This is a genomic window from Gordonia sp. ALPHA1B1 (genome assembly GCF_005502615.1).
Lineage (GTDB): Bacteria > Actinomycetota > Actinomycetes > Mycobacteriales > Mycobacteriaceae > Gordonia > Gordonia hongkongensis.
This window is the reverse complement of the sequence record NZ_SCOC01000011.1, coordinates 131631-156187: the sequence shown is the minus strand read 5'-3', so window position 1 is coordinate 156187 and position 24557 is coordinate 131631. Positions and strand designations below refer to the sequence as shown.

The window sequence follows — 24557 nt, the reverse complement described above, 5'->3', positions numbered from 1 at the left end:
GGTGTACCGAACAGCTGTTGCTGTCGGGCGGGTGTTGCTCGAAGGACTACTTGGAGTAGAACTCGACGATGAGCTGCTCGGTCAGCGGGACATCGATCTGGGCACGCTCGGGCACGCTGTGCACGAGAACACGCAGGGTCGACGGCACGACCTGGAGCCAACCCGGAACCGGACGATCGCCGACGAGCTCCTTGGCGATCTGGAACGGGACGGTCTGCAGCGACTTCGGGCGGACATCGATGATGTCGTACTGGCTGACGCGGTAGCTGGGCACGTCGACCTTCACACCGTTGACGGTGAAGTGGCCGTGGCTGACCAGCTGGCGGGCCTGACGACGGGTACGCGCGATGCCGGAGCGGTAGATCACGTTGTCGAGACGGGTCTCGAGGATCTTCAGCAGTTCGTCACCGGTCTTGCCGGTGCGACGGTTCGCCTCTTCGTAGTAGCGACGGAACTGCTTCTCCAGGACGCCGTAGGTGAAGCGCGCCTTCTGCTTCTCCTGTAGCTGGAGCAGGTACTCGCTCTCCTTGATCCGCGAGCGGCCGTGCTGGCCGGGCGGGTAGGGGCGACGCTCGAATGCAGCGTCTCCACCGATCAGGTCGACGCGAAGACGACGAGACTTCTTGGTTGCGGGGCCGGTATAACGAGCCATGTTTCTCTGTTCCTCCCTTTCCCGCTAGACCCGACGCCGCTTGGGCGGACGGCAACCGTTGTGCGGCTGCGGGGTGACATCGGAAATGGTGCCGACCTCGAGGCCGGCTGCCTGCAGGGAGCGGATGGCGGTCTCGCGACCCGAACCCGGTCCCTTGACGAACACGTCGACCTTCTTGACGCCGTGCTCCTGGGCCTTGCGCGCAGCGTTCTCGGCCGCGAGCTGAGCCGCGAACGGGGTGCTCTTGCGCGAGCCCTTGAAACCGACGTGGCCCGACGACGCCCAGCTGATGATGTTGCCGCTGGGATCGCTGATCGACACGATGGTGTTGTTGAACGTCGACTTGATGTGTGCGTGGCCGTGCGGGACGTTCTTCTTATCGCGACGGCGGGTGCCCTTCTTGGGGCCTGCGCTACGTGACTTCGGAGGCATTACTTCTTCTTCCCGGCGATGGTCTTCTTCGGGCCCTTGCGAGTGCGGGCATTGGTCTTGGTGCGCTGTCCACGAACGGGCAGGCCACGACGGTGGCGCAGACCCTGGTAGCAGCCGATCTCGATCTTGCGACGGATGTCGGCCTGCACCTCGCGACGGAGGTCACCCTCGACCTTCACCGAGGCTTCGATGTACTCACGCAGCTTCGAGACGTCTGCGTCGGTGAGATCCTTCGCTCGGAGGTCGGGGCTCAGGCCCGTTCCCTCGAGGATCTCCTTGGAGGTGGTGCGCCCAACTCCGTAGATGTAGGTCAGTGCGATCTCCAGCCGCTTCTCGCGGGGGAGATCCACACCAGCAACACGTGCCATGTGGCGGATTTCCTTTTCGATTCTCAGAGGTCTGCTCCCAGTCCGTCCCGCGAGCTGGTGCCGAACCGTGTGTCCGGCCTCGTGGGCTCCGGCCTCTGATCCGGAGGTGGGCGGTGACGCGTCTGTCGCCGCTGGTGTTGGGAGGTCCTGTTGTATTCAGTTGTCGGTCTTCAGTTGTTCTGACTCAAGCGACCCGGAGGGTGCGCGTGATCAGCCCTGACGCTGCTTGTGACGCAGGTTCTCGCAGATCACCATGACCCGACCGTTACGACGGATCACCTTGCACTTCTCGCAGATCGGCTTGACGCTCGGCTGAACCTTCACGTCAATCTCTCCTGCTCGGCTCGCCCGCGCGCACGCCGAAACGGCCGTACACGTGGGTGTCGGTCTCCTCCCGAACGGATGTCCGGGAAGTCTGTCCCCGGCGACGCCGGGAAAGTCCTACTTGTAGCGGTACACGATTCGCCCACGAGCCAGGTCGTAGGGCGAGAGTTCCACGACGACCCGGTCCTCGGGCAGGATGCGGATGTAGTGCTGCCGCATCTTGCCGCTGATGTGGGCGAGAACCTTGTGTCCGTTCTCCAGCTCAATACGAAACATCGCATTGGGCAGGGGTTCGATCACTCGACCCTCGACCTCGATGGCCCCGTCTTTCTTCGCCATGTCCTCCGCGATCCTGGCCGTGACCACGACATCCGGGCGACGTCGCGGCCCATTGGCCGGGTTGAATCAGTGTTTGTCCGTTAGGGTGTGGGCACCGGTCCGCGAGGACCTGCACCCGGTGTGCGCCGACCGGACCCACGTGCTGACACGCCGAGGCCCGGCGCGCGATGCGCACCGACGGTCCATGCTACGCGAACAGGCAGGCCAGGCCAAATGCGTGCGCGGCGTCGCAAGGAGGTCCAAGCGGATGGGGACGGTCGACGACTATCTCGACGGGCTCGACCCGGACGACCGCGCGGTCATCTCCCGGATCTATGACGTCTCCCGCGACACGGTCCCCGGCACCGCGCAGGGCAAGGGCTACGGGATGCCGGCCCTGACGTATCGCGGTAGCCCGCTCCTGTCGGTGATGCGCACCAAGAAGCACATCGGGCTGTACCCGTTCAGCCCCGACGCGGTCGACGCCGGGCGGCCGTTCCTCGCGGGTTTCGACGTCCAGAAGGGCACCGTACGTTTCCAGCCCGACGCCCCTCCGTCGGACGACGCGATCCGCGCCATGATGACGTTCCGTCGCGATCAGATCGATGGTTGAGGCGAGGGGTGCTGGCACACTGTCGCCATGCTTGCCTTCCTTGTCCGCACCGTACTGACCGCGGTGGCGTTGTGGGTCGCGACGCTGATCGTGCCGGGCATCGACTTCGTGGGCGGTTCGACGACCGCCGAGAAAGTCGGTATCGCCCTGGTGGTCGCCGTGATCTTCGGTGTTCTGAACGCGATCATCAAGCCGATCGTGCAGATCATCGCGATCCCCTTCTACATCCTCACGCTCGGTCTGATCCACATCGTCATCAACGCGTTGATGCTGGAGCTCACCGCATGGATCACCCGTAACACGACGCACTGGGGGCTCGAGGTCGACGATTTCTTCTGGTCGGCGATCTTCGGCGCGATCGTCGTGTCGGTCGTCGGCTGGCTGCTCGCGCTGCTGATGCGGGACCCGGTCGACCGATGACGAGAACACGCGGCGCCGACACACGGCGCCCCGCACTCCGGACGACGTCGGTCCTCGCGGCGCTCGCCGCCGTGGTCCTGGTGGTGGCCGGGTGCGGCAGCGACACCGGCGGGGAGCCACGGTCGGTGACCGTCGTCGGGTCGGGCCAGGTCAGCGGCACCCCGGACACCCTGCGCGCCGACATCGGCGTGGAGGCGACCGCGTCCGATGTGACGACCGCGCTGAACGAGACGAGCGCCAAGGTCACCGCGGTCACCGACGCGGTCGTCGCGGCCGGAGTGGAGCGCAAGGACGTCGCCACGCAGCAGGTGTCGGTGAACCCGCAGTATTCGAGTCCGGCACCCGGCGGTTCGAGCCGGATCAGCGGATACACCGCGACCAACACCATCCGCGTGACCATCCGCGACATCTCGACGGCGTCGACCGTGCTGAGCGCCGCCGCGACCGCCGGTGGGGACAACACGCGCATCAACAACGTCGCCTTCGCCATCGACGACGACTCGGAACTCCTCGAGAAGGCGCGCGAAGCCGCGTTCACCGACGCCCGGGGCCGCGCGCAGCAGTACGCCGGTCTCGCCGGCGACTCACTCGGCGACGTGCTGACCATCAAGGAGAGCACCAGCGGCCAGGAACAGCCGGTCTCGCCCGGTACCTTCGAACGCGACGTGGCGGCCGCGCCCGTACCGGTCGAGCCCGGCCAGCAGGAACTCACCTTCACCGTCACGGTCACGTTCGCGCTCGACTGAACACCCCGTCCGTGCACCGCACCCGGAGATCGGAGGACCGATGCGCGCCGTGCTCCAGCGCGTCAGCCGAGCGAGTGTGAGCGTCGACGGCGAGGTCGTCGGCGAGCTCGACATCCCGCCCGGCGGCGCGGGTCTCGTCGCGCTCGTCGGTGTCACGCACGACGACACCACCGACCACGCGGTCCGGCTCGCCGACAAGATCTGGCGCCTGCGGATCTTCGACGGCGGGGACGGTCCCGAACGCGCGGCCGCCGACCTCGACGCCCCGATCCTGGTGATCAGCCAGTTCACGCTCTATGCCAACACCGCGAAGGGCCGGCGCCCGTCGTGGAATGCCGCCGCGCCCGGGCCCGTCGCCGAACCGCTGGTCGACGCGGTGGTCGACGCGCTCCGGGCCGCCGGCGCCACCGTGGCCACCGGCCGTTTCGGGGCGCACATGGAAGTCGGTCTCGTCAACGACGGCCCGGTCACCCTGGTGCTCGACGTCTGAGACCGCAGCCACGAACAGTCGCAGGACTACCGTGGTGCCGGTGGGACGAATCACCGCACGCCGCCGCGTCACCCGTATCCGACGCGATGCGGAACCGACGCAGCGCGCGGACACCCTGGCCGTCGAGGAGCCGCTCGAGATCCGGGTCGGCGGGCGCACACTCGCGGTCACCATGCGCACTCCCGGCCACGACTTCGAACTGGTCGCCGGCTACCTGGTCTCCGAAGGTGTGGTGACCACCGGCGCGGATTACTCGACGGCCCGTTACTGCGCAGGCACCGACGCGCAGGGCGCCAACACCTACAACGTCATCGACGCGACGCTCGCCCCGCATGTGCCGCCACCCGGTTCCGAGATGGTCCGCGCCAACCCCGTCACGAGTGCATGCGGCATCTGCGGCAAGGACAGCATCGCCGCGGTCCACACCGCGTCGGTCCATGATCCCGCCGCCGACACCATGACCGTGGCCGCCGGGACGGTCCTGGACCTCCCCGACCGGTTGCGCGCCGAACAGAGCGTCTTCGACAAGACCGGTGGCCTGCACGCCGCCGCGCTGTTCGACGCGGATGGTCGCATGCTCGCCGTCCGGGAGGACGTCGGTCGGCACAACGCCGTGGACAAGGTGATCGGGTGGGCGGTTCTCGCCGACCGACTACCCCTGTCGGGCACCGTCCTCCAGGTCTCCGGCCGCGCGAGCTTCGAACTCGTCCAGAAAGCCGCGATGGCGGGAATCTCGATGCTGTGCGCGGTCTCCGCGCCGTCGTCACTGGCGGCCGACGCCGCCGACGACCTCGGCATCACGCTCGTCGGCTTCTCTCGCGGCGAGTCGATGGTGATCTACAGCCGTCCCGATCGGATCTCCCTGTCCGAAGCCGCGATCACCGAAGAGGTTTCGGTCCCGCGCTGAGGTCGTGACGACGCGGGTCGTCGAGGGCGACCCCGCTGATCGGATCGAACCAGTACGTCTCGTCGACCTCCGGGGTCAGCCCGATCACGTCACCGACCTCGATCGTCCGGCGATGATCGACACGGATGACGATGCGACTCCCGCGCAGCCGGACGTCCGCGCTGCAGTAGACGAACTGTTCGGCCCCCAGCTCCTCGACGAGATCGACCGTTGCAGTGAGGTTCCCGGCCTGCGGTGCAGCCGACACCTGCCACGACTCGGCACGCAGACCGACGACGACGTCGCCCGCGGACGCCGACGACAGCACCGACGGCGGAACCCGGACCTCGGCGCCACCGAGGCGTACGATGCCCGCGTCCACCCGGGCGTCGATCAGACACATCTGCGGTGAGCCCATGAACGACGCCACGAACAGGTTCGCGGGCCGCGAGTAGATCTCACGCGGACTCCCGACCTGTTGCAGCACACCGTGGTCGAGTACCGCGACCCGGTGCCCCATGGTCATCGCCTCGACCTGGTCGTGGGTCACATAGAGCGTCGTGATGCCGAGTTCCCGCTGCATGGCCGCGATCTGGGCACGCGTGCTCACCCGCAACTTGGCGTCGAGGTTCGACAGCGGCTCATCCATGCAGAAGACCTTGGGACGCCGCACGATCGCCCGCCCCATCGCCACCCGCTGCCGTTGCCCGCCGGACAGCTTCGCCGGCTTGCGACCGAGAAGCGGGGTGAGCTCGAGCATCTCGGCCACCTCACCGACCCGGGCCGCGGTGTCGGACTTGCTCATCCCGGCATTGCGGAGCGCGAAGCCCATGTTGTCGGCGACCGTCATGTTCGGGTACAGGGCGTAGTTCTGGAAGACCATCGCCACGTCCCTGGCCTTCGGCGCCATCCCGACGACGTCGACGTCGTCGATCAGGATCGCACCGGATTCGACCGACTCCAGACCCGCGACCATCCGCAGGCTCGTGGACTTGCCGCATCCCGACGGTCCCACGAGCACCATGAACTCGCCGTCGTCGACGGCCAGGTCGAGCGAGTCGACGGCGGGTTTCTGGCCGTCGGCGAAGCGCCGGGTCGCGCCGTCGAAGGTCACTGACGCCACGACCGGCCCCCTCGTCGCCGGCCCACGACCGGCCCCGCCACGTCGCCCGTCATGACGGGAGCTTCGGCGCGATCTGCGCCTCGTAGATCTGCGCGATCTGGCGCTGGGTGTCGGCGAGGGTCGCGGCGACATCGGCGTTCTGCAGGCCGATGCGCTCGTAACCGGTGCCGATGATCTTGTCGCCGCCGGGGACGAAGACCCGCGCGTTGTTCTGCGGTTGTGTCCGGGGAAGCTGCTCGATGGCGGTGGCGAAGTTCGGGTTCTTCTCCAGGAACGCGACCATCGACGGGTCGTCCTGCGCGGATTTCCGCACCGGCATGTAGCCGACATTCTGCGCGAAGTAGGCGGTGTTCTCGGTGTTGGTGATGAACTCGATGAACTTCAGCGCGTTGACCTTGCGGTCGTCGGACAGTTTGGCCGGGACCGCGAGACCGGCACCACCCGTCGGGCAACCCGAAACCCCCTGCGGCGCGGGCAGGAAGGCCGTACCGAAGTCGAAGGCGGCGTTCTCCGTGATGCCCGACAGGTCGCCGGTCGAGGCGATGGTCGAGGCGATGATGCCGGCGCTGAAGTCGCCCGCGATGTCGTTCGAGATCTTCGCGTACCGCTTCGTGTTGATCGAGTCGCTCAGATATTGCGCGGCCGCAACGGTCTTCGGGTCGGTGAACTTCAGCTCCCAGTCGTTCGAGTAGGCGCCGCCGAATGTCCAGGTCGGCCCCTGGAAGGTCCATCCGAGGTAGTCGGTCGCGTTGCCCCAGCCGTGCGCGCGCTTGTCGCCGCCGACCACGGTCTGGATCCGCGGGCCCCAGTCGTCGAACTCGTCCCAGGTCTGCGGGCCGCGGTCGGGCAGGCCGGCCCGGCGCCACACGTCTTTGTTGTAGTAGAACAGCGGAGTCGACCGCGCGTACGGCAACGCCCACGTCTGGTTGTTCCACTTGTAGTCGCCGACAAGCGAATCGACGTAGTCGGCGGTGTTCACGTTCGCACGGCCGAAGAGGTCGTCGAGGGGGCTGATCGCGCCGATGAGCGCGAAGTTGAACCACCAGACGTCGGACAGGATCATGATGTCGGGCACGGCGCCGCCGGACAGCGCGGCGTTGAACTTCTGGGCCGCCTCCTCGTAGTTCTTGCCGGCGTCGACCAACTGGACGGTGATACCCGGGTTGGCCGCCTCGAAGCGCGAGATGAGTTCTCGTTCGACCTCGACCGACTTGCCGGGGTGGTTCGACCAGAAGCTCAGCTTCGAGGCGTCGCCCGACGACGAACCGCCGTCACCCGAGGTTCCGGCGCATGCGGCCACCAGAGCACCGGCCGCGGCCGTCGCGGACGCGGCGAGGAACCCGCGCCGGGACATGTTCATCATCTGTCGTCTCCTTCGATCGTCTGTGTGTGAGTCGTTCTCGTGCATGGTGGTTCTCGTGCTGGGCGTTCTCGTGCCTGGTGTTCTGGCTTGTGGGGTGCCGGCCGGTCAGCCCTTGACGGCCCCGGAGGTCAGACCCTTGATCATGTGCCGTTGCAGGGCCAGGAAGAGGACGAGCATCGGCAGCATCGCGAGCACGGTTGCCGCCATGACCGGGCCCCAGTTGGTGAGACCGTCGCTGTTCTGCAGGAGGGTCAATCCCACGGGTAGCGTGGCGACCGAGGCGTCGTCGGCCATCAGGAACGGCCACAGGTACTCGTTCCACTCGTTGACGAGGGTGATCGTCGCGAAGGCGACCATCGTCGGGATCGACAGCGGCAGCACCACTCTGGTGAGCAGGCGGAAGTGACCCGCCCCGTCCATCCGCGCCGCCTCGATGATCTCGGGTGGGATGGACAGGAAGTGATTGCGCATCAGGAAGGTCCCGAATGCGACACCGGCGAGCGGCAGGATGATGCCGATGAAGGTGTTCCGCAGTCCCAGTTGGGCCACCAGGGCGTAGTTGGTGACGACGGTGATCTGGTTGGGCACCATGAGCGCGGCGATGATGACGACGAACACGATGTTCTTGCCCGGGAAGCGCAGGAACACCAGCCCGTACGCGCTCAGCACGCCCAGCAGGAATTTCGCCACGCCGAGGATCGAGGTCACGATGACCGAGTTGCGCAGGTAGTCCCAGAACGGTACCGACGTCGTGGCCTCGACGTAGTTCTCGGGACGCCACGTCGACGGCCACCACACGGCCGGTTGCACGTAGATCTCGGTGCGATCCTTGAACGACGCCAACAGGATCCACACCAGGGGCAGCGCAATGATCACCAGCACGACCGTCATCGCCGCGTACCCGCACGCATCCGCCAGTCGTCGGCGGGTGGCCGGCGTCATCGCCTCACCGCCGGGGCGCCGTCGCTTCTGCCCGGGACCCGCCGGCGGACGTCCGGACTCCTCTGTGTGGCCCGGCTCGGCAACCCGTCTGGACGCCGGACTCGTGGTGACGGGCCTCATCGCGCTCCCCTGTCCATCATGCGCACCTGGATCACCGTGATGGCCAGCAGGACGACGAACATGACGGTCGCGACGGTGGCGCCGTAGCCGGCACGGAAGTTGACGAAACTCTCTTCGTAGACCTGGTAGACCATCGTGGTGGTGCCATTGCCCAACGGGCCGCCCCGGGTCATCACGTTGATGATGTCGAACACCTGTAACGAGTTGAGCAGCACGGTGATCGACAGGAAGAAGGTCGTGGGCCGCAGTTGCGGCAACAGCACCTTGCGAAAGTAGGTCCACCAGCCGGCTCCGTCGATCGCGGCCGCTTCGTCCAGGTCGGTCCGTTTACCCTGCAGCGCAGCCAGATAGATGACGAAGGCGTAGCCGAGGTTCTTCCAGATGTAGGTCACCGTGATCATGAACAGTGCCCACGACGGCTGCTGGTAGAAGTCAGGTGCAGAGCCCAGTCCGAGGCGCACCATCACGTCGTTGACGAGGCCGAAACTGGGGTCGAAGACGAACTGAAAAGCGATGCCGACCGCCGCCCCGGACAGCACGAACGGAGCAAAAGCTGCCGATCGCACCAGATTTCGGCCGCGCAGTTTACGGTCGAGCAACAGTGCGAGCGCCAGGCCGATGACCATGCTGCCGACGACAGCGGCGACCGTGAAGATGACGGTGTTGGCGACGATCACCCGGGTATCGGCACGGGTGAACCATTCGAGGTAGTTGTCGATCCCGACGAACGTCGCTCCCGCCTCGGCGATGTTCCAGTCGTAGAACGACATCCGGATGTTCTCGACGAGCGGTCGATACGTGAACACGCCGAGGAGGACGAGGTTCGGCACGACGAGCAGGAGGAACAGCCCATGGCTTCGCCAGGGACGCCGCCCCGTTGCGGGCAGCACATGTTCGTCGACCGATGACACTGGCGAAGTCTCGCCGTAGGAGACGACCGGATGGTGAACTCAGGCGGCGATTCCCGTGAACGATGCCTTCACAGCCGGGGCGGGCGGGTCAGTCCCCTCGTGACGCCGCCAGCCGGACCAGCTGACCGGTAGTGGCATCCGGCAGGTACGCCCTGGAGATGGCCACACCGATACGCGGCAGGTCGGATTCGTCGCGGAACGCCAGGTAGACGGGCTCGTAGCGGGGATTGAACTTCTTCTTGAAGGTGTGCAGCGAGCGGAATCCGTAATAGGGCTCGAGCGCGGCGCCCAGCGTGTCGAGCAGTTTGTCGAGCGGCTCGGCGTCGAAGTCGCCCGTTCGCGCCAGCGGCGCTCCGGACAGCGAGATGAACTGCGCACCCTCGTCTTTGAAGGCGACTGCCGACGAGGCGATGAGATACTCGACGACCGGCCCGAACCCGTCCGTACGGCGTCGCATGATGTCGAGCGTCCATCCCGCGACGTCGCCACCCGGCGCGTACACCGGTAGCCACGAGAGCACGCCGTGCACGTTGCCCGTCGGATCCACCGCGAGTGCCACCCGGACCGCGGGGTCCATCGCCTCCTCGACACTGCCCAGGGTGAACCCCATCTCGGGAAGGCCCTTGTCCCCCACCCACTCCTCCGAGATCGCGCGCACCTGGGTCTTGACGGCGAACGACTCGTCGGCCAGCGAGACCATCCGCATCGAGATGTCCTGCTTGGTGGCCTTGTTCATCGCCGATCGCACGTGCTGCCAAGGCTTGCCCTTGAACTCCAGACCCGGCAGGTCGACGATCGTGTCCTCGGCGATCTGCACACTGAGCCATCCGCGTCCGGTGACGATCTCCGAGGTCGCCGAGCCGATCGAGAACCAGCACGGAGTCGCGCCGGCGCTCTCCGCGAGGTCGACGAAGGCGTCGACGGCGTCGGCCAACCGCTCGGGTGCGCACACCGGGTCGGCCAGGGCCACCATGGTCCCGACGTGCTTTCGGTAGGTCACGACGGACTGGTCGTCGAGATCGCCCGCAGCGCCGGTGAACTGGTAGCTGTTGCCCGGCCAGGTCGTCATCCACGACATCGTGCCGCCGCCGTGCACCCGCAGCAGTTCCTTGACGCGGCCGACCGGATCGTCGTCCGAACCGGACGCACCGACCTGACGCACGCGCCACGGCACCGCGAACGCGAACCGGCCGGGGATCAGGATGGCCAGGACCAGCACCCAGAGCAACGTGGTTCCGAGCGTCACGGCGCCCTCGGACGACACGTCGGTGAAGACCACCAGGATCACCGCCAGGAGGGTCGCGATGACGTTGAGTGCACCGAGGACGACGGCCACCCACCACGCCCACCGCTTACCCCGCCGCAGTTGATCGGCGATGAGCACGTTGACGACGAGGCCGATGAGCATCGTGAACACCGAGTCGTCCCCGGCGTCGGTCGGCCCGAGCGGCCCGCTGCCCGGGAACAGGAACACCAGGAGGTTCGCACCCGCGATGACCAGCAGGGCAGCGCAACCCAGCATGCGGACCTCACGCCGGGTACGCGGCACCCAGCCATGTTCGTTGGTGGCGAAGAACTTCTCCCCCACGATCAGCATGATGATCGCGGCGAGAACGTACTCGACCGAGGCGAGGGTCCCCTCGAACAAGAAGGCCACCGAGACGACCGCCCCCAACAGGACCCGGACACGTAGCCGCCAGGGCGAACGCACGGTCGCCGAGGCCACCGCGACCGCCGAGACCACCAACGCCCCCACCCCGGTGGCGCGCGACTCGGCGAGTTGTTCCGCCCACCGCCACGACGTCACCTCGGAGGACAGCAACCACAGCAGCAACACCGTCAGCAGGGATGCGATCAGGTGGCCGCCCACACCGACCAGAACAGCCTTCACGGTGCCCAATTGCCACTCGGCCCAACCCATTCCGACGACGACCGCCACCAGCGCCAGCAGGTACAGCCAGGGCCCGGGTTCGACGAACGCGGAGCTGACCGGCGTCCACCACTTGCCCTCTCGGAGCGCCGGAAGCCCGAACGCCACCTCGTGATACCACGACTTGTCGTTCGCCCTACCCCACAGCGATCCGGTCGTCGCGCCGACGATCAGCAGGGCCGCCGCGAGGGCGACAGTGAACGGAAGCCGCCGCACGACGGTGAGCCAGGAGACGTCGGAATGCATGGTCAACGGTACGACGACACGACCGGCCGCACACGGTCATCTGGTTGATCGGTCACCCGCCAGCGTTGGAACCCACCATTCGTCGTCACGACGCCACAAACGGGCACATCGTCGATGCGGATGGAACCGGGGTCGAGCCACCACGTCACGTCCGGGCCCCATCCGGGGGGCACCGTGGCCCCGTCCCGCTCCGGGAGTGGGATCTCGATCCCCGCACTCGTCAGATAACCGTTGACGCTCACGTGGACGGCATCGAGGTCGGCGGCGACGGCTTGCCAGTCGGGCACGAACCAGCGGCGATGCCGTCCGGTGGTGTTGTACCAGTCCCATCTCCTCGACGCGGTCACCTCGAGTGGGTAGCGGTCGACCAGCCGAGCCCAGTCCGCGGGTGCCGCGACTTCGTATACCCGCGCGGGTTCGCCGACGGACACCGTCCAGACTCGGGCCTCCTCTCCGATCGAGGTGTCTTCCTCGGCGACGAGCTGCAACGCGCCGAGGCCCGGGCGGGCACGCGTCGTCTGCACCGTCCCCGCGGCTTACGGCGTCGACCACCACTCGTCACTGAACGCGCGGTGAGGATTGCGCTCGAACTCCCGACGCGAGCGCGCCTCGCCGGCTTCGACGTGGGCCCGCCACTCATCCCACCGCACGCGCTCGCTCCGGTATGGCAGGGCGGACTCCGGGAGCGCCTCGCTTCCGAACGGGTAGGCGATCACGCGCTGGAATGCGAGATCGACCGGGTCGTCCCACCATGCACAGACCGGATGGCGGAGCAACACCCCCGCTACCGGCTCGAGGAGCGCAACGATTTCAGGTGCGGCATAGCGGATGTCCTCCTCGTCGGGAGGCTGCCAGTACCGAGCGAAGTCCACCGCGTACCCGAGTGCACCCAGGAGCTCCGATTCATCCGCCGCCACGAGACCTTCAACGTCGACGCTCCGAATCGCGGCCTGAACGTCTGCAGATGTCCGAGGTCTCCGATACTGATCGACCCGGTCACCCGTGGCGTAACGGAATGCCATGTTCGCGCAGAGGAATCGTCCGCGTGGCGTAGCGAGGATCTCTTGGGTGCGGGCCATCTCGCCGACGGTATCGGTGACGGATGCCGCACGCCATGGGATTAGTGCTCGCGGCCTACCAAACCGCTGAGATGATGCACTCCGCGCTGTCGCGCGAACCGCCTTACCATCCCCCACCGACAACCGTTCGCCACCCACGAGATAACGAAACACGTTGCACACCAACCGAATAGCCGGTAGTGTGGAACTCACATTCGATTCACCACGGGGGGGTGAGGTCGTGTTTGATTCCCAACGAGACGTCGGCACCGACGCGCCGACCCCTCGTGCGGTCGAATTGGTTGCCGATCTGCATCGCACCCTGGACAAGTTGCAGACCGTGGATCTGTCGCCGTGTACCGATGCCGAACTCGCCGACGTGGCCGCGGAAACCGAACGCGCCATCGCACGGTTGATTGTTGCCGGTGATCGGCAGATCGATCAGGTCGAGGCCCGCGACCTGCCCCGAAAAGCCGGGTGCCGAACACTCATGCAATTCATGACCCACCGGCTACGAGTCTCGAACCCGATGCGGCGTCGCAAGCAGATGGACGCCACCGCCCACCGCACCAGCCTCGGCGGCGAGGTCCTCCCACCCGAATACCCCTGCCTCGCCGAAGCGTTCGCACAAGGCGCGGTCGGCACCGCGCACGTGCAGGCCACCCTCGACGTCCTCGACCGCATCCCCGGCACCATCGACCACGACATCAAGGTCGCCGCCGAACGGCAGATGGCCGAGATCGCCGAAGCCCACACCCCCGCCGAGATCACCCAACTCGGCGCGCGGCTGCTCGCCCACCTCGACCCCGACGGCACACTGACCGACGACACCGACCAGAAACGACGCCGCGGCCTGTGGATCGGCAGGCAACGCGCCGACGGCACCGCCAAGATCTCCGGCACCGTCACTCCCGCACTGGTCGCCCGGCTCACCATGATGTTCGCCGTGTGGGGCAAACCCGGACTCAACAACCCCGACGACCCCCACTCGCCCAGCGGGCCGGCCGGTGCCGCCGACCCCGACGCCCTGGCCGCCGCAGCCGACCGCGACGGCCGCACCCTCGCACAAACGAATCACGACGCGCTCGACGCCGCACTGGCCGCCGGGTTCGCCGACGGAACATTGGGAACCTCGCACCGCGGCCTGCCCGTGCAACTGATCATCAAAGCCGACCTATCCGACCTGATCCGCGAAGCCGGACTCGCGACCACCGCCACCGGCACCCTGCTCCCCATCAAGGACGTCATCACGATGGCCGGTGACGTCCAGCCGTGGTTGGCGATCTTCAAAGACGCCACGACTGTGCCGCTGTACTTCGGGCGGGGCAAACGCCTGGCCACCCGCGAACAACGCCTCGTCTCCTTCGCCCGCCCTGACGGGGAAGTGTGCTCGGCACCCGGTTGCGATCAGCCCGCCACCCACGTCGACATGCATCACGCCCAGAAGGACTGGGCCAAGGGCGGTCTCACCGACATCGACGACCTCGCCCCGGCCTGTCCCCGTCATAACCGGATGGTTGGCGAGGCACCCGGCCAGTACACCACCCGGGTAGTCCGCGACGGACCCGACGAAGGCCGCTGCCTGTGGCGATTGAATGCCGAACCCGGTGCACCGCCAAACCCCGAGCGCCTCAACCGCCGACCCGACATACCCCGGCGGTTCGCCGAACACCTGAACACCGTGCGCGACGAAATCCACGGACCACCAACCCGGCCCGGCGGTCAGACGCGCCCAGACGGCCACACCCACGCCGACGCGCGCCGCTCATGGTCGACGGTCAGCCACGTCATCGACGTCCGACCACCCCGACCCAAGCCCTCCGTCGTCGACGCGTTCCTCACCGAATTCCTCGCACGTAACTGACGGCGCTACAACACAAGAGGCCCCTCCGAGGCTCGTCGCTATCGCTCCTCGCACCTCAGGAAGCAGGGGCTGAGACCTGCAACTAATGCGGTTCTGTTCCCATCGACGGCGGCACGATCCACGTGTCGATGAGCGGAGCCGGAATCAAACGATGCCACTACGTCGCCGACAACGGCCGGGAACGGCAACTGACCCCAGACCCCGCTTCGGCAGAGGGGCGTCGCGTTCGACTGGCGCAGAACCACCCACTCACTAGCCGACTGATCGCGACCTTCTCGGTGGTCTTGCTGCTCATCGGCGTCGCACTCCTCGTCCTGCAGGTCGCCGAACTCATCTCGCAGATTCCCCCCGATCGCGGACTCCATATGGGTGTTCACATCCCCGGTCGGTCTGCCGCTGTGGCTCAACGTGCCTCTCGGCATCGGCGCCGCGGCAGGCAGCCTCGAGCGCGCGCTCCGTCTCCACCACCACTGGCTGCTCGACACGGTCGGGTCCTGACCCGGCCAATGGAAAGGAAACCTACAGAATGAGAACAAGTCTCTTGTCCTCGTTCGCGGTGACCGGTCTTCTCTTCGCCGGTTGCTCGGTGACGTCCACCCCGGCTCCACCCCACGAACGCGCGCAACCCGCGAGCCAGACAGAGCTCGATGGTCCTTGTGCCCAGACGGCGTCCAGAGTCCCGATGCCGGACCGCCGCAGCTACATTGCGCCACAGTGCAGGTACCTCTCGACTACGGCGATCCAGAGGGTGAACAGATCGACCTCACCATTTCTCGTCTGCCATCGGACAATTCGGAAGGACGTCGGGAGTCGCTCATGCTGAATCCCGGGGGCCCCGGCGGCAGCGGACTGGCTCAACCGATCTTCCTCAAGCAGCGTGGTCTTTCGACCGAACTCCTAGACACCTACGACCTCATCGGCACCGACATACGGGGAATCGGCCATTCACGCCGATCAGTTGCGGTTTCACGCCCGGCCTCGAGTACTACGGGGCCGTACCTCCGTACGCATACGACGCCGCGGCATTCGACGAACAGGCGAAAACGGCAGAGGTGGTGGCGAACCGTTGCGCCGCCAACGACGACGAGCAGGATGCGGCACATGACGACGGCGAACATGGCGCGTGACCTCGACCGTATCCGCGCCGCGCTCGGAGAGGAGAAGGGCAACTTCCTGGGGTACTCCTACGGCACCGCACTCGGTGCCGCGTACGCATCGATGTTCCCGACTGCGACCGACCGAATCGTGTTGGGCAGCAACATCGGTGACACTCACCTGGACCATGAGGGCATGCGTCGATACGCACGAGGAATGAAGGACACGTTCCCGGACTTCGCGAAGTGGGCGGCAGCACGCCACGACCGATACGGCCTCGGCAACACCCCGCAGGAGGTGCGCGAAAAGTACTTCGCCATCGCGGACAAACTCGATCGCAGTCCGGTGGACGGGGTCGACGGTCGCCTGTTCCGGCCGGCCACGTTCGTCGCGCTCTACAATCCGGCGTCGTACGACGCGACAGCACAGCAGTGGACCGCCATGCGGGACGGGACACCCAGCGACACTCCGTTGGCCATCCGCGCGGGCGTCGCGGACGCGGACAACAGCTGGTCGGTGTTTCTCGCGGTGATGTGCAACGACGTCGAATGGCCGAGTGATCCCGAGACTTACGAGCGCGCCATCGACGAAGACCGGCAGACCTATCCGCTGTTCGGTGCTGCGGCAGCCAGCATCATGCCGTGCGCCTTCTGGCAGACGGACCCGGCCACGCAACCGATCGCCGTCGAGGCCGAGGGGCCGACCAACGTGCTTGTTACACAACATCAGCGCGACCCCGTGACTCCACATGTCAACGGCGAGCGGAACAACGAGAAGCTCGGTGACCGCTCGCGGCTCCTCAGCGTCGACGGTAGCGGGCACGGCGTCTTCGTACTGGGCACGAACGCGTGCGCACAGGACGTCGTCACCGACTACCTGGTCGATGGCGCCATGCCTGACGAAGATGTGACCTGTCCCGCGTAGGAACCCGCCTGACCGGCCGTCACCCGAGGCGGTTACCGGTCGGTCAGGCTCCGGTGGGGCGCGGCGTGAGGATCCGCGGCCCGTCGGCGGTCACCGCGACGGTATGTTCCCAATGGGCGGAACGCGACCCGTCGTCGGTGACGACTGTCCAATCGTCGTCGAGGACGGTGGTGTCCGTGGTGCCCAGCGTCAGCATCGGCTCGATGGCCAGGGTGGAGCCGATCACGAGCGTCGGCCCCTTGCCGGGTTCACCCTCGTTCGCCAGGAACGGTTCCATGTGCATCTCGCGGCCGATGCCGTGTCCGCCGTAACCGTCGACGATGCCGAAGGGCCGGCCGAACTTCTTCTCCGCGGCGCGCGTACCGAGTTCGATGGCGTGGGAGATGTCGGTGAGGCGAGCGCCGTCGACCATGGCCGCGATCCCCGCCTCCATCGACAACCGCGTCGCCTCGGAGAGTTCCTCGTCGGCGGTGGACAGTTCCCCGACCCCGAAGGTCCAGGCCGAGTCCCCGTGCCAGCCGTCGAGGATGGCGCCGCAATCGATCGACACCAGATCGCCGTCGGCGAGAACGACGTCCGCGGACGGGATGCCGTGGACGACGACGTCGTTCACCGAGCTGCAGATGGATCCGGGAAAGCCGTGGTAGCCCTTGAACGAGGGCACCGCCCCGGCCCCCCGGATCACGGATTCGGCGACCTCGTCGAGATCGAGGGTGCTGACCCCCGGCTTCGCCGCATCGCGCACCGCGACGAGCGCGGCCCCGACAACCGCGCCCGCCGCGGCCATGGCATCGAGCTCGCCCGCACTGCGGAAGGGGACGACGCGCTTGCGCTTACGAAAACCCATGCCCTACAGCGATTCCTCGGTTGTCGGAGACTGTGCGGTCAGAACGCAGCGGGGTCAGGAGACGCCGGCGCCGAGCGCGCTCAGGACGCGCTGGTGGACGCCCTGGATGTCACCGACCGCGTCGATCGTCTTGACCTGGTCGCCGTAGTACGCGAGCAGCGGCGCGGTCTCCCGGGTGTAGACGTCCATCCGGTTGCGGATGACCTCTTCGGTGTCGTCGGCGCGGCCACGCGCCAGCATGCGCTCCACGACGACGTCGGTGTCGACGACGAACGAGAGCACGGCGTCGAGCGAGGCGTCGAGATTCGCCAGGATGTCGTTCAGCGCGTCGGCCTGCTCGGTCGAGCGCGGGAAACCGTCGAGGATGAAACCCTTCGACGCATCCGGCTCGCCGACGCGGGCGCGGACCATGTCCACCGTGATCTCGGACGGGACGAGGTTGCCGGCGTCGAGGTACTTCTTGGCCTCCACACCCACGGCGGTGCCCTGGGAGATGTTGGCGCGGAAGAGGTCACCGGTCGAGATGTGGGGGATCCCGAGTGCTTCGCTCAAAAGCTCCGCCTGGGTGCCTTTACCTGCTCCGGGCGGGCCGAGAATGACAAGTCTCACTTCAAGAATCCTTCGTACTTGCGTTGCATCAACTGACTGTTGATCTGCTTCATCGTGTCCAGACCCACGCCGACCATGATCAGTACGGCCGTACCACCGAACGGCAGGTTCTGGACGTTGCCGCTGTTACCGATCTCGAGGAACAGGTTCGGGAGTACCGCGATGATACCGAGGTAGATCGAGCCCGGCAGCGTGATGCGACTGAGCACATACCCGAGGTATTCGGCCGTGGGCGCTCCCGGACGGATGCCCGGGATGAATCCACCGTACTTCTTCATCTCGTCGGCGCGCTCCTCCGGATTGAACGTCACCGCCACGTAGAAGTACGTGAAGAAGATGATCATCAGGAAGTAGACGGCGATGTAGACGCCGTTGCTCGGATCGGTCAGGTACCTGGTGACGTATTCCTGCCAGGTCGACTGCGTCCCATCGGGATTGCGCGTGAGTTCGACGATCAGCTGCGGCAGATACAGCAGCGACGAGGCGAAGATCACCGGGATCACGCCGGCCTGGTTGACCTTCAGCGGCAGGTAGGTCGACGACCCGCCGTACATCTTGCGGCCCACCATGCGCTTGGCGTACTGCACCGGGATGCGGCGCTGACCCTGCTCGATGAACACTACGCCGGCGACGATGATCAGCGCGGCGACACAGACCAGGGCGAAGACGAGTCCGCCGCGGCTGTTGAGAATGGTGCGACCTTCGGCGGGGATACGCGCGGCGATACCGGCGAAGATCAGCAGCGACATGCCGTTGCCGATGCCGCGCTCGGTGATGAGCTCACCGAACCACATGACGACACAGGCGCCGGCGGTCATGACGAGCACGATGATCGACAGACCGAAGATGCTCTGGTCGTTGAGGACTTCGCCGCTCTGCGCACAGGACTGCGGAAGGAGCTGGCCACGATCGGCGAGGGCCACGATGCCCGTCGACTGCAGGAGTGCGAGGGCCACGGCCAGGTAGCGCGTGTACTGCGTCATCTTGGCCTGGCCGGCCTGGCCCTCCTTGCGGAGTTGCTCGAAGCGCGGGATGACCACGGTCAGCAGCTGCACGATGATGGCCGCCGTGATGTACGGCATGATGCCGATCGCGAACACCGACAGCTGCAGCAGCGCGCCGCCGGAGAACAGGTTGATCAGGGAGTAGACCGAGCTCGACTCACCGGACGAGACCTCGTCGAGACACGCCTGCACGGCCTGGTAGTCGACACCCGGCGACGGGACGGTCGCTCCCAGCCGATACAGGATGATGATGCCGAGAACGAAGAGGATCTTCTTCCTCAGATCCGGCGTCCGAATGGCCGCGAAGAGGGGGGAAAGCACTAACTCCTCCTAGTAACGACCACGCGAGGTCTACGTTCCGGGTCGGTGCGACCCGACCCCCGTGTGCTCGGCAATCGACGATGATCTTTCGGGATGCGGCAGTCTTGGGCGTGTCCGGCAGGACAACCTCTGAGACTCTAACAGTCACACCGAAACGCCCCGGTCGGGCGGCAGCGATGCTGCCGCCCGACCGCGGTGTGTGTCCGTCAGAGTTCGGTGACGCTGCCACCGGCAGCGGCGATCTTCTCCTTGGCGGAGGCGGTGAACTTGTCGGCGGTGATGTCGACCTTGACCGACAGGTCACCGTCGCCGAGAACCTTCACCAGCTTGTTCTTGCGAACGGCCCCGGCCGCGACGAGCTCGTCGACGCCGATGGTGCCGCCCTGCGGGAACAGGCGGGCGATGTCGCCGACGTTGACGACCTGGTACTCGATCCGGTTGCGGTTGGTGAAGCCCTTGAGCTTCGGCAGCCGCATGTGGATCGGCATCTGGCCACCCTCGAAGCCGGCGGGCACGTTCTTGCGTGCCTTGGTGCCCTTGGTGCCGCGACCGGCGGTCTTACCCTTGGACCCCTCACCGCGACCCACGCGGGTCTTGTCGGTCTTCGACCCCGGAGCGGGGCGAAGGTGATGGAGTTTGATGGTCATGCTTGAACCTCTTCGACTGTCACGAGGTGACGAACCGCGTTGATGAGGCCGCGGTTGATCGGCGTGTCCTCGCGGGTGACGGTCTGGCGGATGCCCTTGAGTCCGAGGGTCCGCAGGCTGTCACGCTGGTTGCTCTTGGTACCGATGGTGCCCTTGACCTGAGTGATCTTCAGCTGAGCCATGATCAGACCCCCTGTCCTGCGCGAGCGCGGAGCATACCGGCCGGAGCGACGTCCTCGATCGGCAGACCGCGGCGGGCCGCGACCTCTTCGGGACGCTGCAGCATCTTGAGTGCCGCGACGGTGGCGTGCACGACGTTGATGGCGTTGTCCGAGCCGAGGCTCTTGGCGAGGACGTCGTGGACGCCCGCGCACTCGAGCACGGCACGCACCGCGCCACCGGCGATCACACCGGTACCGGGGCTGGCCGGGCGGAGCATGACGACACCGGCGGCGGCCTCACCCTGGACCGGGTGGGTCACGGTGCCGGCGATCAGGGGCACGCGGAAGAAGTTCTTGCGAGCTTCCTCGACACCCTTCTGGATCGCGGCCGGGACTTCCTTGGCCTTGCCGTAGCCGACGCCGACCATGCCCTGGCCGTCGCCGACGACCACGAGAGCGGTGAACGAGAAACGACGTCCACCCTTGACCACCTTCGAGACGCGGTTGATGGTCACCACGCGCTCGAGCTGGTTGCGGTCCTGGTCGCGGCCGCCACGATCGCGGCGGTCGCCGCGGCCACCGCCGCGACGGTCGTTGCCGCCGCCCTGGTTGTTCTGGTTGTTGTCGTTACCGGCGGGTCCGTTTCCGCCGTCACGCTGACGTCCGGGCATCAGAGGTTCCCTCCGGTCATGTGGGTGTAGCTGTTCGAGATGGTCATCAGAAGCTCAGGCCTCCCTCGCGGGCGGCGTCGGCGAGCGCGGCGATCCGGCCGTGGTAGTCCTTGCCACCACGGTCGAACACGACGGCGTCGACGCCGGCAGCCTTGGCGCGGGCGGCGATGAGCTCGCCGACCTTGCGGGCCTGCGCGGACTTGTCGCCGCCGGCCGCACGCACATCGGCCTCGATCGTCGATGCCGCGGCCAGCGTCTTGCCGGCCAGGTCGTCGATCAACTGGACGTGGATGTGGCGCGAGCTGCGCTTGACCGCGAGACGCGGACGGGCCGGGGTTCCGCTGACCTTCTTGCGGAGGCGGAAGTGACGGTTGCCGGTCGCCTTGCGACGACGCGTCGAGACGTCCTTGCCGATCGGCTTGCGCACTGTCTTGGTAGCTGAATCACTCATGGCTTACTTACCCGTCTTTCCGACCTTGCGACGGATCTGCTCACCCTCGTAGCGAATGCCCTTGCCCTTGTAGGGGTCCGGACGACGCAGGCGGCGGATGACCGCCGAGATCTCGCCGACTTGCTGCTTGTCGATACCCGAGACCGAGAACTTCGTCGGGGACTCCACGGCGAACGTGATGCCCGCCGGGGCCTCGATCGGCACGGGATGGCTGTAACCGAGCGCGAACTCGAGGTCGCTGCCCTTGGCCTGCACGCGGTAACCGACACCGAAGATCTCCATCTTCTTGGTGTAGCCCTGCGTGACGCCCACGACGAGGTTGTTCACGAGCGAACGGCTCAGGCCGTGCAGCGCGCGGCTGCGACGCTCGTCGTTGGGGCGGGTCACGACGATGGAGTTGTCCTCCTTGGCGACCGAGATGGGCTCGGAGACGGTGAGCGAGAGCTCACCCTTGGGGCCCTTCACGGTGACGTTCTGGCCGTCGATGGTGACGTCCACGCCCGCGGGGATCTCGATGGGGTTCTTTCCGATACGCGACATGTGTTGCTACCTCCCCTACCAGACGTAGGCGAGGACTTCGCCGCCCACGCCCTGGTTGGCTGCCTGGCGATCGGTGAGCAGGCCCGACGACGTGGAGATGATGGCCACGCCGAGGCCGCCCAGAACCTTGGGCAGGTTGGTGGACTTTGCATAGACCCGGAGGCCGGGCTTGGAGACGCGGCGCAGACCGGCGATGGAGCGCTCGCGACTCGGGCCGTACTTCAGGGAGACGACGAGGTTCTTCCCGACCTCCGCGTCTTCGGTGCGGTAGTCGGTGATGTAGCCCTCGCGCTTGAGGATCTCGGCGATGTTCACCTTGATCTTCGACGAGGGCAGTGTCACCTCGTCGTGGTACGCCGAGTTGGCGTTACGCAGACGCGTCAAGAAGTCTGCGATCGGGTCAGTCATGGTCATGGGTGACCGTCAACCTTTCTCGTAGCGGTTCCCATACAGCGCCGGTGGCCGGAAAAATCCCGGCGACCTGCGGTGGGCCTTCCACGAAGTGGATAGTTGTTTCTGAAGGTTCTCGCCGCCGATGCCCTTGGCTTTTCGCCGGCACCGGAGACTATTCAGTTGTGTCCCGGACACCTGAGGTGCACAGGCAACCGGTCTAGTGTAGGGAATCCGCAGCGTAGACCCAAATCGGCACCGGTCGGCAGTGGCGACCATCAGGCACCATCGAGGGTATGGATCGACGCAAACTCCTCAAAACGGGCCTGCTCGGGGCCGGGCTGCTCGGCATCACCGGTACGTCGCTGGTGACCGGGTGCGCCACCGACGATCCGCCGACGCGGGATCGATCCGGCTCGGGTCCGACGGGCACGTCCGCGGACGCCGCGTCGGTCGAGACCGTCGCATCCGGGCTGAACGTGCCGTGGGCGCTGGCCTTCCTCGGTGACGGCGATGCCCTCGTCACCCAGCGTGACGACGCCACGGTCGTGCGGGTGTCCCCAGGGGGCGAGGTCCGGACCGTCGGCGAGTTCGCTGACGCCGCTCCGCGCGGCGAAGGCGGGTTGCAGGGCATCGCGGTGGCGCCGGGCGACGAGAGCGCGGTGTTCGTCTACTACACGACCGCCACCGACAACCGGCTGGTGCGCCTGGACTTCGACGGCGGCCGGCTCACCCGTCCCCGACCGCTGATCACCGGACTCGACGCGGCCTACAACCATCACGGCGGCGCCCTCGCCTTCGGTTCGGACGGAAGCCTGTTCGTCGCGGTCGGCGATGCCGCCGTACCCGAGGTCGCCCAGGACGTCACCGCGTTGAACGGCAAGATCCTGCGGGTGGACCGGGATGGCCGCCCGTGGCCGGGCAACCCGTTCGGCAACGAGGTCCACTCGTACGGGCACCGCAACGTCGAGGGCCTGGCCTACGACGGCGCAGGCCGGCTGTGGGCCAGTGAGTTCGGACAGAACCGTCGTGACGAGCTCAATCTGATCCGACCGGGTGGCAACTACGGGTGGCCGGAGGTCGAAGGCGATTCCGATGATCCGCGGTTCGTCGCGCCGGCCGCCACCTGGACCACGCAGGAGGCGTCCCCGGCCGGGCTGGCGATCATCGGCGACCGCGCCTACATGGCCGCGCTCCGCGGCCGGCGGCTGTGGGAGATACCGCTCACGGAGTCGGCCGCCGGCGAGCCGGTGAGCAGGTACGCCGACGAGTTCGGCCGGCTGCGCGTCGTGGCCGCCGCGCCCGACGGCTCACTGTGGTTCGGCACGAGCAACACCGACGGACGCGGCCGGCCGGCCGACGGCGACGATCGTCTGCTCCGGATGCGGCTCGGCTGACCCCAGTTCGGCGCGCGGACCCGAAGCCATCCGACGGGCGCCGATCGGTTCTGTCCGGAATCGACAGTTCGATTCTCAAACCATTTCGCGGAACCATTTTCCGAAACCGTCTCATCGCCCGACTCTCATGGGTGCGAGCCCGTCATCACAGGGTGTTTTCGCAACGATTGTGTGGCCTGTTCCAGGCGGCAGGATCACCGCGTCGGTCGACAGCGGAACAACGAACTGGCCTCGATCCGCCGAACATCACCTCGTCGCCGCGCCGCGATGTCATGGTGGAACACGTGGATTCGACTCATCTGCCCGAGCTCGTCGACGAGCTCCTGTCCTCGGCCCGCGAAGCGTCGAGCCGACGGGCCTCTCATACGTTGCACGGCAAATCTTCTCGCCATCTTCGACAAACGGTGATCGCACTGGTCGCGGGCGCGGCACTGTCGGATCACGACAGTCCCACCGAGGCCACGCTGCAGGTCCTGCGCGGGCGTGTCGTCCTGACCTCGGCGGACGGCGACCCGGCCGGCCGGTGGGAGGGCGCCACCGGCGATCTGGTGACCATTCCGTCGACGCGTCACGGCCTGACCGCACAAGAGGACTCGGCGATCCTGTTGACGGTTGCCACGCGTTGACCTAAGCGACCAAATTGTTTCCCGAATGACCGACGGGTGTATTTCCCACAAACGTTTTCGGCATATCT

Annotated in this window: 31 protein-coding genes; 10 read left to right on the top strand and 21 right to left on the bottom strand. The window is 66.7% G+C overall.

Annotated features, from left to right (window positions below; all coding sequences use genetic code 11):
• Positions 1–46 precede the first annotated feature (46 nt).
• The 5 genes from rpsD to infA all read right to left on the bottom strand — a co-directional run bounded on the left by rpsD (position 47) and on the right by infA (position 2115).
• Positions 47–652 carry a 30S ribosomal protein S4 gene (rpsD, locus tag FFS52_RS10105; protein ID WP_058251964.1) on the bottom strand — a complete coding sequence of 202 codons (606 nt, stop codon included), beginning with the start codon at positions 650–652 and terminating at the stop codon, positions 47–49.
• A 24-nt stretch (positions 653–676) separates the two neighbouring features.
• Entirely contained in the window at positions 677–1084 is a 408-nt protein-coding gene (gene rpsK / locus FFS52_RS10100; RefSeq protein ID WP_004023536.1) for a 30S ribosomal protein S11, read from the bottom strand.
• The gene (rpsM, locus tag FFS52_RS10095) at positions 1084–1452 is read right to left on the bottom strand and encodes a 30S ribosomal protein S13 (protein WP_004023537.1); all 369 of its coding nucleotides are present in this window, start codon (positions 1450–1452) and stop codon (positions 1084–1086) included. The genes rpsK and rpsM overlap by 1 nt, the downstream gene beginning before the upstream one ends.
• A 210-nt stretch (positions 1453–1662) precedes the next feature.
• The gene (gene rpmJ, locus FFS52_RS10090) at positions 1663–1776 is read right to left on the bottom strand and encodes a 50S ribosomal protein L36 (protein WP_005207978.1); all 114 of its coding nucleotides are present in this window, start codon (positions 1774–1776) and stop codon (positions 1663–1665) included.
• Between the two features lie 117 nt (positions 1777–1893).
• Positions 1894–2115 (bottom strand): translation initiation factor IF-1, encoded by a 222-nt coding sequence (infA, locus tag FFS52_RS10085; RefSeq protein WP_004023539.1) that lies wholly within the window; start codon positions 2113–2115, stop codon positions 1894–1896.
• A gap of 184 nt (positions 2116–2299) precedes the next feature.
• On the opposite strand from infA, the gene FFS52_RS10080 reads away from it, so the two are divergent.
• Genes FFS52_RS10080 through fdhD form a run of 5 tightly spaced genes read left to right on the top strand, consistent with a single transcriptional unit; the run spans position 2300 to position 5270 of the window.
• A complete protein-coding gene (locus FFS52_RS10080; protein WP_249356175.1) occupies positions 2300–2707 on the top strand; it encodes a DUF1801 domain-containing protein in 408 nt (135 codons plus the stop codon).
• Positions 2708–2734: 27 nt separating this feature from the next.
• Entirely contained in the window at positions 2735–3127 is a 393-nt protein-coding gene (locus FFS52_RS10075; RefSeq protein ID WP_058251965.1) for a phage holin family protein, read from the top strand.
• Positions 3124–3873, top strand: a complete 750-nt coding sequence (locus FFS52_RS10070) for an SIMPL domain-containing protein (protein WP_137809588.1) — start codon at positions 3124–3126, stop codon at positions 3871–3873. The genes FFS52_RS10075 and FFS52_RS10070 overlap by 4 nt, the downstream gene beginning before the upstream one ends.
• A gap of 40 nt (positions 3874–3913) precedes the next feature.
• Positions 3914–4363 carry a D-aminoacyl-tRNA deacylase gene (gene dtd / locus FFS52_RS10065; protein WP_065631828.1) on the top strand — a complete coding sequence of 150 codons (450 nt, stop codon included), beginning with the start codon at positions 3914–3916 and terminating at the stop codon, positions 4361–4363.
• A 40-nt stretch (positions 4364–4403) separates the two neighbouring features.
• The gene (fdhD, locus tag FFS52_RS10060) at positions 4404–5270 is read left to right on the top strand and encodes a formate dehydrogenase accessory sulfurtransferase FdhD (protein ID WP_065631895.1); all 867 of its coding nucleotides are present in this window, start codon (positions 4404–4406) and stop codon (positions 5268–5270) included.
• On the opposite strand, the gene ugpC is transcribed toward fdhD, so the two are convergent.
• The 7 genes from ugpC to FFS52_RS23875 all read right to left on the bottom strand — a co-directional run bounded on the left by ugpC (position 5242) and on the right by FFS52_RS23875 (position 12801).
• On the bottom strand, positions 5242–6372 hold the full coding sequence (ugpC, locus tag FFS52_RS10055; protein WP_065631827.1) for a sn-glycerol-3-phosphate ABC transporter ATP-binding protein UgpC: 1131 nt from the start codon (positions 6370–6372) through the stop codon (positions 5242–5244). The genes fdhD and ugpC overlap by 29 nt on opposite strands.
• Positions 6373–6421: 49 nt before the next feature.
• Entirely contained in the window at positions 6422–7735 is a 1314-nt protein-coding gene (locus tag FFS52_RS10050) for an ABC transporter substrate-binding protein (RefSeq protein ID WP_137809587.1), read from the bottom strand.
• A 105-nt stretch (positions 7736–7840) separates the two neighbouring features.
• Positions 7841–8677, bottom strand: coding sequence for a carbohydrate ABC transporter permease (locus FFS52_RS10045; RefSeq protein ID WP_137809586.1), 837 nt, complete (start codon positions 8675–8677; stop codon positions 7841–7843).
• Positions 8678–8793: 116 nt separating this feature from the next.
• Positions 8794–9708, bottom strand: coding sequence for a sugar ABC transporter permease (locus tag FFS52_RS10040; protein WP_171011599.1), 915 nt, complete (start codon positions 9706–9708; stop codon positions 8794–8796).
• Positions 9709–9796: 88 nt separating this feature from the next.
• Positions 9797–11884 carry a phosphatidylglycerol lysyltransferase domain-containing protein gene (locus tag FFS52_RS10035; protein ID WP_137809598.1) on the bottom strand — a complete coding sequence of 696 codons (2088 nt, stop codon included), beginning with the start codon at positions 11882–11884 and terminating at the stop codon, positions 9797–9799.
• 2 nt (positions 11885–11886) lie between these two features.
• A complete protein-coding gene (locus tag FFS52_RS23880; protein WP_223258816.1) occupies positions 11887–12408 on the bottom strand; it encodes a hypothetical protein in 522 nt (173 codons plus the stop codon).
• A gap of 12 nt (positions 12409–12420) precedes the next feature.
• On the bottom strand, positions 12421–12801 hold the full coding sequence (locus tag FFS52_RS23875; RefSeq protein WP_249356177.1) for a hypothetical protein: 381 nt from the start codon (positions 12799–12801) through the stop codon (positions 12421–12423).
• A 382-nt stretch (positions 12802–13183) separates the two neighbouring features.
• On the opposite strand from FFS52_RS23875, the gene FFS52_RS10025 reads away from it, so the two are divergent.
• The 3 genes from FFS52_RS10025 (at position 13184) to FFS52_RS10020 (ending at position 16825) form a co-directional block, all read left to right on the top strand.
• Positions 13184–14806, top strand: a complete 1623-nt coding sequence (locus FFS52_RS10025; protein WP_137809585.1) for an HNH endonuclease signature motif containing protein — start codon at positions 13184–13186, stop codon at positions 14804–14806.
• Positions 14807–15175: 369 nt separating this feature from the next.
• Positions 15176–15304: a hypothetical protein gene (locus tag FFS52_RS24045; protein ID WP_283205436.1), complete on the top strand. Its 129-nt coding sequence runs from the start codon at positions 15176–15178 to the stop codon at positions 15302–15304.
• Between the two features lie 318 nt (positions 15305–15622).
• Entirely contained in the window at positions 15623–16825 is a 1203-nt protein-coding gene (locus tag FFS52_RS10020; RefSeq protein ID WP_249356179.1) for an alpha/beta hydrolase, read from the top strand.
• Positions 16826–16868: 43 nt separating this feature from the next.
• On the opposite strand, the gene map is transcribed toward FFS52_RS10020, so the two are convergent.
• The 9 genes from map to rpsH all read right to left on the bottom strand — a co-directional run bounded on the left by map (position 16869) and on the right by rpsH (position 22490).
• On the bottom strand, positions 16869–17672 hold the full coding sequence (map, locus tag FFS52_RS10015; RefSeq protein WP_137809584.1) for a type I methionyl aminopeptidase: 804 nt from the start codon (positions 17670–17672) through the stop codon (positions 16869–16871).
• Positions 17673–17726: 54 nt separating this feature from the next.
• The gene (locus FFS52_RS10010; RefSeq protein ID WP_004023564.1) at positions 17727–18281 is read right to left on the bottom strand and encodes an adenylate kinase; all 555 of its coding nucleotides are present in this window, start codon (positions 18279–18281) and stop codon (positions 17727–17729) included.
• Positions 18278–19606: a preprotein translocase subunit SecY gene (gene secY / locus FFS52_RS10005; RefSeq protein WP_058251974.1), complete on the bottom strand. Its 1329-nt coding sequence runs from the start codon at positions 19604–19606 to the stop codon at positions 18278–18280. Before secY ends, FFS52_RS10010 begins: the two co-directional genes overlap by 4 nt.
• 206 nt (positions 19607–19812) lie before the next feature.
• The gene (gene rplO, locus FFS52_RS10000; protein ID WP_004023566.1) at positions 19813–20253 is read right to left on the bottom strand and encodes a 50S ribosomal protein L15; all 441 of its coding nucleotides are present in this window, start codon (positions 20251–20253) and stop codon (positions 19813–19815) included.
• The gene (gene rpmD, locus FFS52_RS09995; protein ID WP_058251976.1) at positions 20250–20435 is read right to left on the bottom strand and encodes a 50S ribosomal protein L30; all 186 of its coding nucleotides are present in this window, start codon (positions 20433–20435) and stop codon (positions 20250–20252) included. Before rpmD ends, rplO begins: the two co-directional genes overlap by 4 nt.
• Before the next feature lie 2 nt (positions 20436–20437).
• Entirely contained in the window at positions 20438–21085 is a 648-nt protein-coding gene (gene rpsE, locus FFS52_RS09990) for a 30S ribosomal protein S5 (protein WP_058251977.1), read from the bottom strand.
• A gap of 46 nt (positions 21086–21131) precedes the next feature.
• A complete protein-coding gene (gene rplR / locus FFS52_RS09985; RefSeq protein ID WP_058251978.1) occupies positions 21132–21536 on the bottom strand; it encodes a 50S ribosomal protein L18 in 405 nt (134 codons plus the stop codon).
• 3 nt (positions 21537–21539) lie between these two features.
• Complete coding sequence (gene rplF, locus FFS52_RS09980; protein WP_058251979.1) at positions 21540–22076, bottom strand: 50S ribosomal protein L6; 537 nt, start codon at positions 22074–22076, stop codon at positions 21540–21542.
• Positions 22077–22091: 15 nt separating this feature from the next.
• On the bottom strand, positions 22092–22490 hold the full coding sequence (rpsH, locus tag FFS52_RS09975; RefSeq protein ID WP_004023571.1) for a 30S ribosomal protein S8: 399 nt from the start codon (positions 22488–22490) through the stop codon (positions 22092–22094).
• 272 nt (positions 22491–22762) lie between these two features.
• Between rpsH and FFS52_RS09970 the strand changes: the two genes are divergently transcribed.
• Positions 22763–23863 carry a PQQ-dependent sugar dehydrogenase gene (locus FFS52_RS09970; protein ID WP_137809583.1) on the top strand — a complete coding sequence of 367 codons (1101 nt, stop codon included), beginning with the start codon at positions 22763–22765 and terminating at the stop codon, positions 23861–23863.
• 284 nt (positions 23864–24147) lie between these two features.
• Positions 24148–24489 carry a LuxR family transcriptional regulator gene (locus FFS52_RS09965; protein WP_137809582.1) on the top strand — a complete coding sequence of 114 codons (342 nt, stop codon included), beginning with the start codon at positions 24148–24150 and terminating at the stop codon, positions 24487–24489.
• The last annotated feature ends 68 nt before the right edge of the window (positions 24490–24557 follow it).

What these genes read in the sequence shown, in the direction of transcription:
- rpsH (WP_004023571.1), bottom strand. Translation starts at nt 22,490, where the DNA reads ATGACCATGACTGACCCGATCGCAGACTTCTTGACGCGTCTGCGTAAC.
- infA (WP_004023539.1), bottom strand. Translation starts at nt 2,115, where the DNA reads ATGGCGAAGAAAGACGGGGCCATCGAGGTCGAGGGTCGAGTGATCGAA.
- rplF (WP_058251979.1), bottom strand. Translation starts at nt 22,076, where the DNA reads ATGTCGCGTATCGGAAAGAACCCCATCGAGATCCCCGCGGGCGTGGAC.
- map (WP_137809584.1), bottom strand. Translation starts at nt 17,672, where the DNA reads ATGGGTTTTCGTAAGCGCAAGCGCGTCGTCCCCTTCCGCAGTGCGGGC.
- rpsK (WP_004023536.1), bottom strand. Translation starts at nt 1,084, where the DNA reads ATGCCTCCGAAGTCACGTAGCGCAGGCCCCAAGAAGGGCACCCGCCGT.
- FFS52_RS10050 (WP_137809587.1), bottom strand. Translation starts at nt 7,735, where the DNA reads ATGATGAACATGTCCCGGCGCGGGTTCCTCGCCGCGTCCGCGACGGCC.
- rpmD (WP_058251976.1), bottom strand. Translation starts at nt 20,435, where the DNA reads ATGGCTCAGCTGAAGATCACTCAGGTCAAGGGCACCATCGGTACCAAG.
- rpsD (WP_058251964.1), bottom strand. Translation starts at nt 652, where the DNA reads ATGGCTCGTTATACCGGCCCCGCAACCAAGAAGTCTCGTCGTCTTCGC.
- FFS52_RS10020 (WP_249356179.1), top strand. Translation starts at nt 15,623, where the DNA reads ATGCTGAATCCCGGGGGCCCCGGCGGCAGCGGACTGGCTCAACCGATC.
- FFS52_RS09970 (WP_137809583.1), top strand. Translation starts at nt 22,763, where the DNA reads ATGGATCGACGCAAACTCCTCAAAACGGGCCTGCTCGGGGCCGGGCTG.
- dtd (WP_065631828.1), top strand. Translation starts at nt 3,914, where the DNA reads ATGCGCGCCGTGCTCCAGCGCGTCAGCCGAGCGAGTGTGAGCGTCGAC.
- FFS52_RS10075 (WP_058251965.1), top strand. Translation starts at nt 2,735, where the DNA reads ATGCTTGCCTTCCTTGTCCGCACCGTACTGACCGCGGTGGCGTTGTGG.
- FFS52_RS10080 (WP_249356175.1), top strand. Translation starts at nt 2,300, where the DNA reads ATGCTACGCGAACAGGCAGGCCAGGCCAAATGCGTGCGCGGCGTCGCA.
- FFS52_RS10070 (WP_137809588.1), top strand. Translation starts at nt 3,124, where the DNA reads ATGACGAGAACACGCGGCGCCGACACACGGCGCCCCGCACTCCGGACG.
- rpsM (WP_004023537.1), bottom strand. Translation starts at nt 1,452, where the DNA reads ATGGCACGTGTTGCTGGTGTGGATCTCCCCCGCGAGAAGCGGCTGGAG.
- rplO (WP_004023566.1), bottom strand. Translation starts at nt 20,253, where the DNA reads ATGACCATCAAACTCCATCACCTTCGCCCCGCTCCGGGGTCGAAGACC.
- rpsE (WP_058251977.1), bottom strand. Translation starts at nt 21,085, where the DNA reads ATGCCCGGACGTCAGCGTGACGGCGGAAACGGACCCGCCGGTAACGAC.
- FFS52_RS10045 (WP_137809586.1), bottom strand. Translation starts at nt 8,677, where the DNA reads ATGACGCCGGCCACCCGCCGACGACTGGCGGATGCGTGCGGGTACGCG.
- FFS52_RS10035 (WP_137809598.1), bottom strand. Translation starts at nt 11,884, where the DNA reads ATGCATTCCGACGTCTCCTGGCTCACCGTCGTGCGGCGGCTTCCGTTC.
- rplR (WP_058251978.1), bottom strand. Translation starts at nt 21,536, where the DNA reads ATGAGTGATTCAGCTACCAAGACAGTGCGCAAGCCGATCGGCAAGGAC.